Raw genomic sequence first — 15,267 nt, 5'->3', positions numbered from 1 at the left:
GGATCAAATCTAGAAGAGCCCGGTCGGCTCCTCCGAATAGGAGATCAACAAGTTCTTGGTCTGCTGGTAATGATCCAGCATCATCAGGTGATTTTCCCTGCCGTATCCGGACTTCTTGTACCCGCCGAATGCGGCATGGGCCGGATACGAATGGTAGTTGTTGACCCACACACGGCCCGCCTGGATAGCCCGACCTGCCCGGTATGCGGTGTTCTGGCCGCGGGTCCATACTCCGGCGCCGAGACCATAACTGGTGTCGTTGGCGATTTGAATGGCCTGGTCATAGTCCTTGAACGTGGTCACACCCAATACCGGGCCGAAGATCTCCTCCTGGAAGATGCACATCGAATTGTCTCCCCGGAACACCGTCGGTTGGATGTAGTAACCACCCTTGAGGTTGCCGTCGAGCTCCAGCGACTGGCCACCGAGAAGGACCTCAGCTCCTTCCTGCGGTCCTTTCTCCAGGTAGGCGGAGATCTTCTTGAATTGCTGCTCGGAAGCCTGGGCTCCGACCATGGTTTCGGTGTCCAACGGATTTCCCTGTTTCATTTTTCGTGCACGCTCGAGGCCGTCGGCGACGAATTGGTCCGCGATGGACTCCTGGACCAACGCACGCGAGGGGCAGGTGCACACCTCGCCCTGGTTCAGGGCGAAGGATACAAAGCCTTCGAGGGCTTTCTGGTAGAAGGAGTCATCCTTGGCCGCGACATCCTCGAAGAACAAGTTGGGAGACTTGCCACCCAGCTCAAGGGTCGAGGGGATGATGTTCTCCGCCGCGGCCTTGGCAATGACCGAGCCGGTGGTGGTCTCCCCGGTGAACGCGATCTTGCAGATACGCTCGCTCGTGGAGAGGGCCGCGCCGGCTTCCTCGCCGAAACCGTTGACGATGTTGAGAACGCCTTCGGGCAGGATGTCCTGGAAAATTTCCGCGACCAAGAGGATCGATGCAGGTGTCTGTTCGGCTGGCTTGAGGACCACGGTATTGCCCGCGGCCAGAGCCGGAGCAATCTTCCACGTTGCCATCAGAACCGGGAAGTTCCACGGAATGATCTGACCGACGACACCGAGGGGTTCGTGGAAATGGTAGGCGGTTGTATCTTCGTCGAGCTGGGAGATACGGCCTTCCTGAGTCCGAATGGCCGCAGCAAAATATCGGAAATGGTCGATGGCGAGGGGAATGTCGGCGGCCAAGCACTCTCGGACGGGCTTGCCGTTATCCCAGGTCTCCGCGACCGCGATGCGTTCGAGATTGGATTCCATGGCATCGGCTAGTTTGAGGAGGATTCCGGCGCGTTCGGCGGCCGAGGTCTTGCCCCAGGTTTCAAATGCCTTCCATGCGGCATCTATCGCCAGCTCGACGTCTTCTGCCGTGCTCCGTGGAACTTCGGTGAATACCTCGCCCGTAATGGGAGTCTTGTTCTCGAAATACTCGCCCTTGGTCGGCGGCAACCACTTGCCTCCGATGAAGTTCTCGTACCGGGCGCGGAATGCTGCGGGTGAATCGGATGAGCCGGGCTGAGCGTAAACCGTCATGGTGTCTCCTTTGACGTCCAATTAACGTGACGGACATTACTATAGCGGCCGAGGGGCACGGAGGTCACTCCTCCCTGCCCCTCGGATGCGCCACAGGAAACTGGTGACGAGGCGGTCAGCGCAGGGAAGACCCTGCCGGTTCCCGATTCGAATCCACGGCTTCTTCCGGGGCAGCCTCCGACGCCGTCCCGAGATCCGGTGCGGATTCGCCGTCAGCCGGGGAGCCCTCGGCGAATTCTGCGGCAGACAGATCCGACTCGAACCAATCGCTCGAGCGGCGCGCGTTGTACAAACTCTCGTCCAGGATGCCTTCCCGCTTGGAAATGATGGCCGGGATCAGCGCCTGCCCCGAAACGTTGAGGGCGGTACGGCCCATATCGATGATGGGGTCGATCGCAAGAAGCAGACCGACGCCGTCGAGCGGCAGTCCCAAAGTCGACAGGGTCAGCGTGAGCATCACGGTTGCACCTGTCGTACCGGCCGTGGCCGCGGATCCGAGTACCGAGACCACCACGATGAGAACGTACTGTGCGATGCTCAGGTCAATTCCGTAGAACTGGGCAACGAACGTTGCTGCCAACGCCGGATATACGGCGGCGCAGCCATCCATCTTTGTTGTGGCGCCGAAAGGTACGGCGAAGGATGCATAGGCCTGGGGAACGCCGAAGTTTCTTTCGGCAACACGCTGGGTCACCGGCATCGTGCCGATCGAAGACCGCGAGACGAAGCCGATCTGAGCGGCCGGCCACACACCGGAGAAGAACTGCTTGATCGAAAGGCCTTGAGTTCGCGCCAAGATCGGGTACACGACGAATCCTATGATGACCAGCCCAACGTAGAGCAGGATCACGAACTTGGCGAGCGACCCCATGGTGGTCCAACCGTACGTGAAGACTGCCGAGCCGATCAGGCCCAGGGTCCCCAGCGGCGCCAATCTGATGATCCACCAGAGGACTTTCTGGATGATGGCCAAAGCGGAGCGGATGAAGGTAAGGAACGGCTCGGCCGCCTTGCCGACCTTGAGGGCCGCGATGCCAATCGCACCGGAAATCACCAAGATCTGGAGGACGTTGAAATTGGGCGTCGAGGTGAGGCCGTCCGCGCCGGCATCCTTGGTGCTCACGGTGAGTCCCAAGAAATTGGCCGGGATGATACTCGTGACGAAAGCCAGCCAGGACCCGGTTGTGCCGGAGTAGGACTCAGGAGCGGACAGGCCAGTGTTGGCGCCCGGGCGGAAGATCGCGCCGAGCAGAATGCCGATGATGACGGCGATCAATGCCGTGCCGGCGAACCACAAGATCGTCTTCCATGCGAGCCGAGCCGCATTGGTCACCTGGCTGAGGTTCGCGATCGATGAGATCACAGCGGTGACCACGAGGGGGACAACGGCGGCCTTGAGGAGGGAAACATAACTGGTGCCAATCGTATCCAGCGTGGTCATCAGCCAGTTGGGGTTCTTTTCGGCATCACCGCCCAGGGCAAGGGCCAGGAAACCCAAGGCGACGCCGAAGGCGAGGCCCAAAAGGATTTGCACACCAAAATTGGTCATCCACGAGGGAAGTCGATGAGCACGTTGCGACGATGCTGGCGCGGAAGAATCACGCGGATTAGGGGAGGGGCGAGTAGACATGTCCTCAACCCTAAGCTTTGAACTAATAACACAGAAAAGGACTGAGAAGAAATGTTACGGGAATAAAGCGCGAGGGTGTTGTGCGTCATACTCTTGCGCGACGTCGGTGGGGTAAGTTCCGGATCATTCACGGGTGCCTCACACCGCAGCACGGTGTTCGGAAAGCCCGCGCTACGCGGACAAGGCCCGTTTGAGGGTGTCGAGTCCGACGGAGCCGACCTTCAAGGCCCTCGTGTGGAATTCCTTCAGGGACTCACCGCGCGCAACTGCCTCGTCGCGAAGCTGCTCCCACATGCGCTGGCCTATTTTGTAGGACGGAGCCTGCCCACACCATCCGAGGTACCGGTTGAACTCGAAATCCAGTTGACCTTGGGGGATCGCCAAGTTGTGGCGCAAGAATTCGTAGCCCGAATCCGGCGACCATGTACCCGGAGTGAGGTCGAGCTCCTCGACCCACCGCTGGGGGATCTCGAGTTCGCAGTGCACCCCGATGTCGAAGACCACGCGGGCCGCGCGCATACGTTGGCCATCGAGCATGCCCATCATGTCGCCGGGATCGTCCAGGTAGCCGAGTTCGGCCATGAGCCGCTCGGCGTACAGTGCCCAGCCCTCGCCATGACCCGAATACCACAGGCCGTTGGCGCGCCACCTATTCATGCTCTCGGCCATCGCCGCCGCGGTCGAGATTTGGAGATGGTGGCCCGGCACGCCCTCGTGGTAGACGGTCGAGGTCTCGCTCCACGTGGTGAATTCCGATTCGCCTTCTGTGATGGACCACCACATCCGCCCCGGCCTGGAGAAGTCTGCGGACGGGCCCGTGTAGTAGATGCCGCCTTCTTGGGTCGGCGCGATCATGCATTCCAGGTCACGCATTGGGCCTTCGATCACGAAGTGCTCTTTCGCGAGGTCCTCGACCGCTCGGTCGGAGAGTTCTTGCATCCAATCGCGCAGCTCTTCCTTCCCGTGGAGCTTGCGCGAGGGGTCTTCGTCGAGAACGGACTTGGCTTCTCGGATGGACGCCCCTGACTTGATTCGATCGGCGACTCTTTGCTGTTCCGCAATGATCCGGTCGAGTTCGGCAACGCCCCAGGCATAGGTTTCATCGAGGTTGACCGCGGCACCCAGGAAAGCTCGCGAATGCAATCCGTAACGCTCACGGCCCACGGCGTCGCGCTCAGGAGCCTGCGGAAGGAGTCGAGTCCGGAGGAATGCGGCGAGATCGGCATAGGCCGTTCGCGCGCCCTGTGCCGCGGCACGGGCGGTGTTGTCGAGGGTCGGATCCGATGCGGCGGCACGCTGGGCCAGCTGGTCGAAGAATCCATCGGGCTCCGTGTAGGCGCCGAATTGTTGGATCAGGAGGCGAACCTGGCGGGCCGCCGCAATTCTCCCCTGGCTCGCGGCTTCGGCCAAGCTTTCTCTGAAGCCCGCGAGCGCCTGGGGAACGTTTTTCATTCTGCCTACGATGTGCAGCCAATCTTGCTGCGTGGACTGGGGCATGAGGTCGAAGACCTGCCGGACGTCATGTGCCGGCGTCGCCAGGTTGTTGAGCTCCCAGTCGCCGAGGCCGGCCTCGTGCATTTCGATGATCAGGCCGAGGCTCTCATTCATCGCGTCAAGGGTCACGCGGTCGACGTCGTCCTGGGGGTCGATCTCGTTGACTTGCTCGAGAGCCTCCCGCGCTGCCCGGATGAACTCGAGTGTTCCGGCGGGGGAGAGGTCGCCGTACTCCGTTTCGTGCCCGGGTATGCCTTCGATGGTCGCGGTGGCGGGGTCCAACTCCATGAGCTTGTCATAGTAACTGTTCGCGACCCGGTCGATGTCGGTGGTCTCGCGATCGAGTTTCAGGGCTGCGGGCAAAGGCGAAGTCATGTCGGCCAGTTTATATGCACATGCTTCAGATCACAGCCGATTCATGCAGAAAGCCCCTCGAGGAACCAGTGGGTTCCGAGAGGGGCTTTCTGTGGAATGTGCTTTACCTCGGTTTGGCTCGCCGCCATGAACCCGGTCCCGGGGGCAGGCCCGCGCCGATGCGTTGACGGCGCGAGAGCAGACGGCCGACCTCGGTCAGCGGCTTCGCGGATTGCCTGGACTTCGTGGCAGTCTGCGGCCGTTGGGTTTGCAGCACGGCGATGGTCAGAGCCGCGATCTCTTCTTCGCTCGCCGAGCCCTTGACCACCGAGAACAACGGCTGTTCCGACTCTTGGAATTCCTCTTCGGGTGCCATACTTCCTTCCCCCTAGAGCGGGATGTTGCCGTGTTTCTTGGCGGGCAGAGCGGCTCGTTTGTCGTGAAGAGCGCGCAGGGACTTGATGATGTTCACTCGTGTTTCGGATGGAGCGATGACCGAGTCGATATAACCGCGTTCCGCGGCCTGGTAAGGATTCAGGAGCTCTTCTTCGTACTTTTGGATCAACTCGGAACGCAGAGCCTCGACGTCGTCGCCGTTCTCCTCCGCGGTCTTGAGGTCCCTGCGGTACAGGATATTGACGGCGCCCTGTGCACCCATGACCCCGATCTGAGCCGTGGGCCACGCAAGGTTGATGTCCGCACCGAGCTTCTTAGAGCCCATGACGATGTATGCGCCCCCGTAGGCCTTGCGGGTGATCACCGTGACGATCGGCACCGTGGCTTCCGCGTAGGCGAAGATCAGCTTCGCCCCGCGTCGGATGATTCCGTTGAACTCCTGTTCGGTGCCCGGCAAGAAACCGGGCACGTCCACGAAAGTGAGGATAGGAATATTGAAGGCATCGCAGTGGCGCACAAAGCGCGCGGCCTTCTCGGAGGCCGCGATATCCAAGGTCCCCGCAAACTGCATAGGCTGATTCGCGATGACGCCGACGGTCCGCCCCTCCACCCGACCGTAACCGGTCATGATGTTGGGGGCGTACAACGCCTGCATCTCGAGGAAGTGGCCGTCGTCGACAACTGTCTCGATCACCGAACGCATGTCGTAGGGCTGATTGGCGGAATCAGGGATCAGGCCATCGAGATCCAGATCGTCCACCGTGATCTCGGGTTCTTGGTCGTGCTCGACGAGCAGACCGTCCTGAAGATTGTTGGACGGGAGAAACTCCAGCAACTCCCGGAGGAAGTCGAAAGCATCATCCTCGTCTTCGGCGAGGTAGTGCGAGGTGCCCGTCACGGAGTTGTGCGACTTCGCACCGCCCAAGGTCTCCATGTCTACCTCTTCGCCCGTGACGGTCTTGATGACGTCCGGGCCGGTAATGAACATATGGGAGGTCTTGTCGACCATAATCACGTAATCCGTGAGGGCAGGAGAGTAGGCTGCACCGCCCGCGCAGGGACCCATGATCACGGAAATCTGGGGCACGACCCCCGAAGCGCGCACATTCATGCGGAATATATCCGCGAACATGGCCAACGAAGCGACGCCCTCTTGGATACGTGCGCCTCCGCCGTCGTTAATGCCGACCACAGGGCAGCCGTTGCGCAACGCAAACTTCTGGACCTTGACGATCTTCTCTCCATTGACCTGAGACAGGGAACCACCGTAGACGGTGAAGTCCTGGGAGTAGATGGCCATGAGTCGACCGTCGACCGTCCCGTAACCGGACACCAGCCCGTCACCCAGAGGCTTCTTCTTGTCCATCCCGAATGCGGTGGTGCGATGAGTCGCCAAGGCATCGAATTCGACGAAAGAATCTTCGTCCAAAAACATTTCGATGCGCTCGCGGGCGGTGTTTTTGCCACGGGAATGCTGGCGCTCGACGGGAGCTGGACCGGTAGGCATCCACGAGGCCTCGCGGCGCGCGTAAAAATCGGCGATTTTGCCGGCCGTGGTGGTGAGGTCCGGGCCTGGCTCGTTCTGCGCGTCGTCGGAATCCTGGCGGGAGAGATCTTCGGTCATCTTGTCCTCTGTACGAGCTGCTCGGACCCCATACCTGATGCAATCGGGTATCCCAGCGGAAATTACTCTTGTTACCTACTGAACCAAGGTAGCAAACGGTGAATGGTCGTTGATGCCGGCTTGCCGCCGGAACATCAGGCTGAGTAGGTCGTTGCCTACCCTACCGATCCGAGCACCGGATTCCATTCACGGATCTCGTGTGCGGTCACGACCTTGTTGACGTACATCGGGTCCTCGTTCAGAAGCGCTTCAACGGCCTCCGCAGAATCGGCCGAAAAGATCAGCAGCGCGCCCTCGTCGCCGCCATCGACATAAGGCCCTGAGGCGAGCAATGATCCCTGCTCGAGAAGGCTCCGCAGGTAGGCGCGGTGGTCTCCGCGGTATTTCGCCTGTTCTTCGACGGGACCATATGAATAATGCACGGCGAAGTGAGCCATGATGTTCCTTCCAAGCGGAGTTAGCTTTCCGCCTCTAAACTAGCTCACAAGATCCCACTACCCATGGCACGACCAGGCGCCGAGCGAGAGAGAGCACCGCTTTATGAACACGACGACCGTGCAACCCCTGGACGCCGGGCGTTTGTTGCCCGGACCGAACCAGGATTATCGCGTCATCGCAGCGCCGGTCGAACTATTGGACGAAGTCGGGTCCACGAATGACGAGCTCGCCAGCAGAATGAGCGCCGGACGCGAAATTGACCACCTGACTGCTCTGCTGACCGAGCATCAGATCTCCGGGAAAGGTCGCAGAGAACGAGTATGGACGGCCCCGAAATACAGTTCTGCTGTGGTCTCCTTCGTGGTGCGTTCCGAACAGGGGGAGTCCCGGCTGCCTGCGGATTCATTGCACTGGGTGACGCAAATGCTGGCCTTGGCCGGGCGGGCCGCGGTCCGGGAGACCACTGGGCTGCCGGCAACATTGAAATGGCCCAACGACCTGTTGGTCCACGGTCGCAAAGTAGCCGGCATCCTGGCTCGCGTGGTTCCCACCGGCTCCCAGACGCTCGACGTCGTCGTCGGAATCGGCATCAACGTCAACATCGATGCCGCGGATCTGCCCGTGGAAACGGCCACCTCACTCCGGACGGAGACGGGCCAGGACGTGGACCGCACGGAACTGCTGATTCGCCTCATCTGCGAGTTCCGCGCCTATGTAAACGGGTTCTTCTCGGTCGGCGGCGATCCGTCGCTGTCCGTCGGCAAGAAACCTTCCCTCCTCGACGAGGTGCGCGCGGCTTTGGACACTCTCGGACGTCGCGTTCGCGTGGAACTCGTGGACCCTGGCTCGAACTTCACGGGCCTCGCGCGCACGATCGACGACGACGGTTCGCTCATGGTGCTGCGGGACGACGGAATGATTGAAGCAGTCTCGGTGGGCGACGTCGTACACCTCCGCCCTGAGAACGGCACATGGGCGGACGCTGCCGAATCGGAGTCGCCGTGAAATTCCGGGATACTTTGGAGCCAGGCGAGCACGTCATCACGTGCAACCGGGCGCACCCGCTCAAGTTGCTTCGGCCGGCCATCGTTGTGTTGGTCGCGATTTTCCTCGTGAATCTCCTGCAGGTCGTCACCGCCAACTATCCGGGGTGGTCGGCGGTGGGACCGATTCTCATGATCGCCGCTCTGGTCTATGTCGCGGTCCGCCTCATCAAATGGCTCACCACGGGCTATTCGTTGACCAACCGGCGTATTGTGGTTTTTCGCGGTCTGGGAGGCGGCCGCCCGATTTCGATCCCGCTCGAGTACGTCGCCGGGGTCGTGGGTCCCAAGGGGACGGCTCGTCTGACCGGGTGCGGAACCATCAGGATCTCCGCCCAAGGACAGACTTTTGAGCTGACTTATCAGAAAGAACCCAACAGGTTTTCAGCCCTTTGTTACGAGGCGCATCTGCGCCGAGTAAACGCCCTGCGTTGGCCGTGAAGATCCAGGTAAAACTACCCGGAAGGACCCTGTGATCTGTAGCATGACAGTGAGGCCTCGAGCCTCATTCTCAGCCGAGCGCGCTCTACGCCAGTGGGCTCGGAACCAGGAAAGCGTTGAGGAAGGTGGAGCACTCTAGTGCCGCAGGAGGAACCCGAAGGCAGGCCGGTCTATACCGGACCACAGACGAGTCAGCTCAACCTGCAGAACCCTGCACAGTTCAATCTGTACAAGTCCGACGACGCCAAGGCAGCGGTCGGAGCCCTCGAGCGCGCCTTGCTCGGGGAAAATCGTTCGATGACGCGGCGCGAAGCCGCACATGCGGGGGACGTCTCCCTGCTGTCCGCTCGGAAGATATGGCGGGCCCTTGGAATGCCGAACCTCAAGGACGGCGACGTCTACTTCACGGGCTCCGATTCGGAAGCCCTGGGAACCGTCTCGGCCATGGTCCGCAGCGGGCACGTGACCGAAGACGGTGCTCTGTCGATCGTTCGCTCCGTCGGGCAGATGATGGACCGCATGGTTGCCTGGCAGGTCGAGGCTTTCGTGGAGGACATGGTCGCCCACCACGGAATGAGTGACGCCGAAGCTCGCCGAGAACTCCTCAACGTTTTGCCCGAACTCCTCAACGAACTCGAAGATCTGATGCGCTACGGATACCGCCGGCAGTTGAATGCGGCGGTGGTGCGCCTCGCGCTCAAGGCGGAGAAGCCGGTCGTCGGCAACGACGACGCCGTCACGGACTATCGCGCCCTCCCGCTCGTGCGTGGCATTGGCTTTGCCGATCTGGTGTCGTTCACATCGTTGTCCCGCCAAATGAACGAAAAGACGCTGGCCAGCCTGGTACAGCATTTCGAACAGCGGTGTGCCGAGGTCGTCGCCGTGGGGGGCGGTCGCATCATCAAGACCGTGGGCGACGAAGTCTTGTTCATGACGGAATCTCCCGAAGCGGGTGCGCGCATTTCGCTCACGCTGTCGCAGATCATCCGTGAGGATCCCAACCTGCCCGAGGCACGCGTTGCTTTTGTCTGGGGAAGAATTCTGCCTAGGCTGGGGGACGTGTACGGTCCGACCGTCAATCTCGCTTCGCGTCTCGTCGCGCTGGCTGAGCCTGGCGCCGTCCTGACTGACGCATCCACCGCCAACGTGCTCGAGGGCGACGAACGTTTTGTGATGGCATCTCAAGGTGTGCGCAACGTCCGTGGCTTTGGAGACGTCCGACCCGTGTCACTCGCGCCGGGTGTGGGAACCGAATTGGAGATTGACTTCGAATGACCGAATCGCTCGACCTTGCGACTTGCGTGGGGGCCACGACCAACCAAGGCAGTCATCGTTCCAACAACGAGGACTCCTTGATTTCAAAAGGAAATCTGTGCGCCGTGGCCGATGGAATGGGTGGTCATGAGGCCGGTGAAGTAGCCAGTGCGATGTGCGTCAACACTTTGGCTGCCGCAGAGCTCTTCGGAACTCTTTCCTTCGACGTCGAACCCACCGAAGAGCACTCCGACGATTCCCGAGGGATCTTCAAAAGGCGCCGCAAAGCGACCTCGAATCTCAACGCAAAGATTATGGAGATCCTCAACGAGATTAAGGGCGTGATCGGGGAGGCCGACGAAAGTATCAAGTCGGCCGCGGCCATGCGAGCCGGCACCACCCTGACCGGCGCGTGGCTGGTCAAAATCGGCGGCCAGAACATGTGGATCATTTTCAATGTAGGTGATTCGCGTACTTATCGTTTGCGGAGGGACACCGACGAGCCGATCAGCGACAAACCCACGTCCGTCTCGCAAACCCCTATTGAGGGAGTAAGCCTCGAGCAGGTCACAGTGGACCACTCTGAGGTTCAATACCTGGTGGACACGGGACAGATCACCGCGCTCGAGGCCTTGACCCACCCGCGACGCAACGTGATCACTCGCGCGTTGGGCACCGGAAACTACTGGGAACCCGACTTCTGGGTCATCCCGGCCAAGCGCGGTGACCGCTTGATGATGTGCTCGGACGGTCTTTCGGGCGAATTGTCCAATGAATACATGGCCCGGGTGCTGTCCACCGTGGTGCATCCGAAGGATGCTGCCGCAGTTCTCCAAGCTGCGGCAATTCGCTCGGGCGGTCGGGACAACATTTCGGTCATCGTGGCTGACTCCGTGGAAGCGGGAACCTGCCAGAACCACGGTTGCGACGGAGACACCAACGGCGTGCACGAGTCGGAGCCCGAAGAAGGCGTCATCGACCTGGACAACTGGCACAACAACGACCTCCACGATCCGCAGAAGACGGGGGAGACCCCCGACGGACCGCTCGCCGAGAACGAGCAAATACCTCGTTCTGCAGACGAAGAGCAGTAGCCGAGTCGGCAGAATTGGCGCCGTAACGCCAAACTTTTCCCCAGCGGGGCGCGAGAACCTCTGATATGCGCAAGAATGGTCTCTTGTGAGTAGCGCTGAAGAACAACGAGCACAGCAGGCCACCGGGGAGAACGAGCGTGAAGTTCCCGCGGAGGATCTCAAGGAACGGTACGCCCAACTGACCCAGCAGGTCAGGGACGCGCGCGCCGCATACTATATTGAGGATTCCCCGAGGATTTCGGATGCCGAATACGACGCTCTGTACCGGGATCTGGAACGCATCGAGGCCGAGAACCCGCAGTTGAAGGCCAACGACTCACCGACCCAGGAAGTCGGAGGGGAGCCGTCCGAAGCATTTGCCCCGGTTCAGCACCTCGAGCGGATGTATTCGCTCGAGGACGTTTTCTCGATCGACGAGCTCAAGGCCTGGCTCGAACGTGCGGAAGCCTCGATCCAAGAGGTTCGACCCGGGCACGAGAACCGGTGGCTGACGGAGCTCAAAATCGACGGACTCGCGATCAACCTCCTGTACCGGGACGGTCAGTTGGTACGAGCCGCAACTCGCGGCGACGGAACAACGGGGGAAGACGTCTCGCATAACGTCGCCACCATCGATACCGTTCCGCAAAATCTCGTGGGCGAGAACCTCCCGGAAGAAATCGAAGTCCGGGGCGAAATCTTCATCGCGTCTGCGGACTTCAGGGAACTCAATGAGGCCCTCGTCGCGGACGGCAAGGCGCCCTTCGCCAATCCGAGGAATGCCGCTGCCGGATCCCTGCGTCAGAAGGACCCCAAGGTCACGGCGCGTCGCAAGCTGTCGATGTTCGTCCATGGAATCGGTGCTCGTGAAGGATTGACTGCCCGCTCCCAGGGAGAAACCTATGATCTTCTCACCTCGTGGGGACTGCCCGTCAGTCCCTATACGAAGCTGTTGTCCGGGGTCGACGACATTCTCGAATTCATCGCAGACTACGGAGAACACAGGCACGACCTGGTCCACGAGATCGACGGCATCGTGGTCAAGGTCAACGATTTCCGGACCCAACAGCTTCTGGGCCATACCTCACGCGTTCCCAGGTGGGCGGTTGCATATAAATACCCGCCCGAAGAGGTCAACACCAAGCTCAAAGACATTCAGGTCAGTGTGGGTCGCACCGGGCGCGTGACGCCGTACGGTCTCATGGATCCCGTCAAAGTCGCGGGATCGACCGTCGAAATGGCGACACTGCACAACCAGGATGTCGTCAGGGCCAAAGGCGTCTTGATCGGGGACACCGTGGTGCTGCGCAAAGCCGGCGACGTGATTCCCGAGATCGTGGGCCCCGTTGTTGCCCTGCGGGACGGGAACGAGCACGAATTCGAGATGCCGACTCACTGCCCGTCGTGCGGCACGGAGCTTGCGCCGGCGAAGGAAGGCGACGTCGACATCCGGTGCCCCAATGCGCAGTCCTGTCCGGCACAGCTGTGGCAGACGCTCTTCCATACCGCTGGGCGAGGCGCATTCGACATCGACGCCTTGGGGGAAGAGGCCGCCAGGGCCCTGACACAACCCGCCGAGCCGGAAAACCCGCCGCTGACCAGCATTGCGGGCCTTTTCGATCTCACTCCGGAGGACCTGGCCGATGTGCGCATCGAGCGTGCCGTCAAGAAGAAGGGCGTGGAAACCGGTGAAACGGAGTTGGTGCCCTACTTCTATACACGCGGTACTCCGAAGAAACCGTCGGCGCCGTCTGCGAATACCCGCAGAATGTTCGATCAGATCGAGGAAGCCAAATCCCAACCGTTGTGGCGTGTTCTGGTGGCCCTCTCGATTCGGCATGTGGGGCCCACCGCATCTCGGGCGCTCGCGACCGAATTCGGTTCCATGCAAGCGATACGCGAGGCCGACGAGTCCCGGCTTGCCGATACTGACGGCGTCGGACCGACCATTGCGAGTGCAGTCAAAGAGTGGTTCGCGGAAGAGTGGCACCGTGAGATCGTGGAGCGCTGGGCCGCCGCCGGAGTGAGGATGGAAGACGAGAGGGACGAATCGGTGCCCCGTGTCCTCGAAGGCCTTACCCTCGTGGTGACCGGAACGTTGGAAGACTTCACTCGCGACTCAGCCAAGGAGTCGATCATCCAGCGCGGGGGCAAGGCGTCAGGGTCTGTGTCGAAGAACACAAGCTACCTTGTAGCTGGGGAAAATGCCGGAACCAAGCTCGACAAGGCGGAAAATCTCGGCGTGTCGGTCTTGGGTGAGCAAGAATTTAAAACCCTTTTGGAGGGCGGCCCGGACGCCCTGGATCGCACTGATGCCGCGGCTTCCGGTCACGAAACGATCACGGAATAGTCACAACCTTGTGATTCGGAACATGTCGCACCGGGTTGCATCGCCTCAAGAGGCCTCATAGGCTGACACGCGTGCCTACGGATCCTGGCTGGTAGCCGGATCGGGTACCAACCAAAAAAAGTTTCGCTTCCATCAAGAAATTGGTTGCAAACTCCAAAATCGTTACTGTATCGTTATAAACAGTTCGTCACCGAGAGGTGACTCCTGAGCTCACGCACATACGCGAGAGCTAGAAACAACAATGCTAGGTGCTGCCGTAACACCGGACGTCGTCTACAGGGCAGACACCTGAAACTTGACCTAAAACATCTATAGGTAGACGACGGCGCCAAGAAGTCCAGGGATGGATGGAGCGTAGGTGGCCTGAGGAGCATCGTGAACAATACTTCCACTTTCCGACGCAATGCCCGCCGCGGTGCAGCCGCTCTCGTGATCGGTGGCGCTGCCGCTGGTGCACTGGCTACCGCTCCCGCCCAGGCCGACAGCCTCGATTGGGATGCCGTCGCTCAGTGCGAGTCCGGCGGCGACTGGTCGACTTCGACCGGCAACGGATTCTCGGGTGGACTCCAGTTCACCCCGAGCACCTGGGCAGCCTTCGGTGGCCAGGGTGACCCCCAGAACGCCTCCAAGGATCAGCAGATCCAGGTTGCCGAGAAGGTTTTGGCCGAGCAGGGCCCCGGCGCATGGCCGGTCTGCTCGCAGCAGGCTGGTTCGGCTCCCTCCAGCAGCTCTTCGGATGACTCTGCGCAGCAGGCTCAGCCGCAGCAGGAGCAGGAGCAGGTTCAGACCCAGTCTGAGTCCACTCAGGCTTACGAGGCTCCCGCCGAGCAGGCTCAGCCCGAGGCCCAGCAGGCACCGGTTGAGCAGGCTCAGCCCGAGGCCCAGCAGGCTCCCGTCGAGCAGGCTCAGCCTGAGGTTCCTGCACAGCAGACCTACGAGGCTCCTGCCCAGGCCCAGGTTGCCGCCCCGGCTCAGACCGCTTCGGCTGGTTCCTACACCGTCGTTGCCGGTGACACCCTGAACAAGATCGCCAACGATCACGGTGTTTCGGTTGATGCCCTGGTTCAGACCAACGGCTCGATCGTGACCGACCCGAACATGATCTTCCCGGGTCAGGTTCTGGAGATCCCGGCTAACTAATTGAAGTCAGTGCTACTCGTCTAGACGAGCGAGTACTCTTCTTGAGATCGTGCCCCGCCCTGTCACAGGGCGGGGCACGATTGTTTTAACCACTTCCCGCCCATGACTAGACTGGTACGGGACCCGCGCGCTCCCGCCGGAGGAGGCGCGCAGGGAATAGACAAGCGCCAACGGAGCAGGAGAATTCATGACTGCCATTACTCGTGACCAGGTCGCGCATCTCGCGTCACTGGCTCACATCGAGATGGACAATACGGAACTGGAGTCCATGGCCGCGGAACTCGATGTGATCGTCAACGCGGTGCAATCGGTCTCGGAAGCGCCCATTCAGGACGTTCCGCCGACCTCGCACCCGCTTCCTCTCTCCAACGCTTTCCGTGACGACGTCGTGGGACAGACGCTGACGAACGACGAAGCGCTTCTGAACGCGCCCGATGCTGAAGACGGCCAGTTCAAGGTACCGGCCATCTTGGACGAGGACTAGGGGCGTGAGCAAT

General features: G+C 60.9%; 13 protein-coding genes. 7 read left to right on the top strand and 6 right to left on the bottom strand.

All coding sequences use genetic code 11. The features are described 5' to 3' along the window. Positions 1 to 9: 9 nt before the first annotated feature. The 6 genes from exaC to EWR20_RS10720 form a co-directional block, all read right to left on the bottom strand. Positions 10 to 1,533: an acetaldehyde dehydrogenase ExaC gene (gene exaC / locus EWR20_RS10745; protein WP_129360669.1), complete on the bottom strand. Its 1,524-nt coding sequence runs from the start codon at positions 1,531 to 1,533 to the stop codon at positions 10 to 12. 115 nt (positions 1,534 to 1,648) lie between these two features. Then, complete coding sequence (locus EWR20_RS10740) at positions 1,649 to 3,163, bottom strand: dicarboxylate/amino acid:cation symporter (protein ID WP_165001022.1); 1,515 nt, start codon at positions 3,161 to 3,163, stop codon at positions 1,649 to 1,651. Between the two features lie 171 nt (positions 3,164 to 3,334). Beyond that, entirely contained in the window at positions 3,335 to 5,032 is a 1,698-nt protein-coding gene (locus tag EWR20_RS10735; RefSeq protein ID WP_129360668.1) for a DUF885 domain-containing protein, read from the bottom strand. A gap of 103 nt (positions 5,033 to 5,135) precedes the next feature. Further along, the gene (locus EWR20_RS10730; RefSeq protein ID WP_129360667.1) at positions 5,136 to 5,387 is read right to left on the bottom strand and encodes an acyl-CoA carboxylase subunit epsilon; all 252 of its coding nucleotides are present in this window, start codon (positions 5,385 to 5,387) and stop codon (positions 5,136 to 5,138) included. A 12-nt stretch (positions 5,388 to 5,399) separates the two neighbouring features. Further along, the gene (locus tag EWR20_RS10725; RefSeq protein ID WP_129360666.1) at positions 5,400 to 7,031 is read right to left on the bottom strand and encodes an acyl-CoA carboxylase subunit beta; all 1,632 of its coding nucleotides are present in this window, start codon (positions 7,029 to 7,031) and stop codon (positions 5,400 to 5,402) included. A gap of 155 nt (positions 7,032 to 7,186) precedes the next feature. Further along, positions 7,187 to 7,468, bottom strand: coding sequence for a YciI family protein (locus EWR20_RS10720; RefSeq protein ID WP_129360665.1), 282 nt, complete (start codon positions 7,466 to 7,468; stop codon positions 7,187 to 7,189). A gap of 103 nt (positions 7,469 to 7,571) precedes the next feature. Between EWR20_RS10720 and EWR20_RS10715 the strand changes: the two genes are divergently transcribed. The 7 genes from EWR20_RS10715 (at position 7,572) to gatC (ending at position 15,254) form a co-directional block, all read left to right on the top strand. Beyond that, a complete protein-coding gene (locus EWR20_RS10715) occupies positions 7,572 to 8,474 on the top strand; it encodes a biotin--[acetyl-CoA-carboxylase] ligase (RefSeq protein ID WP_129360664.1) in 903 nt (300 codons plus the stop codon). Next, the gene (locus tag EWR20_RS10710) at positions 8,471 to 8,953 is read left to right on the top strand and encodes a PH domain-containing protein (protein WP_165001021.1); all 483 of its coding nucleotides are present in this window, start codon (positions 8,471 to 8,473) and stop codon (positions 8,951 to 8,953) included. The genes EWR20_RS10715 and EWR20_RS10710 overlap by 4 nt, the downstream gene beginning before the upstream one ends. 138 nt (positions 8,954 to 9,091) lie before the next feature. Beyond that, a complete protein-coding gene (locus EWR20_RS10705; protein ID WP_129360662.1) occupies positions 9,092 to 10,228 on the top strand; it encodes an adenylate/guanylate cyclase domain-containing protein in 1,137 nt (378 codons plus the stop codon). Next, on the top strand, positions 10,225 to 11,301 hold the full coding sequence (locus tag EWR20_RS10700) for a PP2C family protein-serine/threonine phosphatase (RefSeq protein ID WP_129360661.1): 1,077 nt from the start codon (positions 10,225 to 10,227) through the stop codon (positions 11,299 to 11,301). The genes EWR20_RS10705 and EWR20_RS10700 overlap by 4 nt, the downstream gene beginning before the upstream one ends. Positions 11,302 to 11,386: 85 nt before the next feature. Continuing rightward, positions 11,387 to 13,630 carry an NAD-dependent DNA ligase LigA gene (gene ligA, locus EWR20_RS10695; RefSeq protein ID WP_129360660.1) on the top strand — a complete coding sequence of 748 codons (2,244 nt, stop codon included), beginning with the start codon at positions 11,387 to 11,389 and terminating at the stop codon, positions 13,628 to 13,630. A 375-nt stretch (positions 13,631 to 14,005) separates the two neighbouring features. Further along, a complete protein-coding gene (locus EWR20_RS10690; protein WP_238147709.1) occupies positions 14,006 to 14,770 on the top strand; it encodes a transglycosylase family protein in 765 nt (254 codons plus the stop codon). Positions 14,771 to 14,957: 187 nt separating this feature from the next. Then, positions 14,958 to 15,254, top strand: a complete 297-nt coding sequence (gene gatC, locus EWR20_RS10685; RefSeq protein WP_129360659.1) for an Asp-tRNA(Asn)/Glu-tRNA(Gln) amidotransferase subunit GatC — start codon at positions 14,958 to 14,960, stop codon at positions 15,252 to 15,254. The last annotated feature ends 13 nt before the right edge of the window (positions 15,255 to 15,267 follow it).

It is taken from the genome of Rothia uropygioeca (assembly GCF_004136585.1).
Taxonomy (GTDB): domain Bacteria; phylum Actinomycetota; class Actinomycetes; order Actinomycetales; family Micrococcaceae; genus Rothia.
The sequence above is the reverse complement of the archived record's forward strand: the minus strand, read 5'-3'. Positions and strand labels throughout refer to the sequence as shown.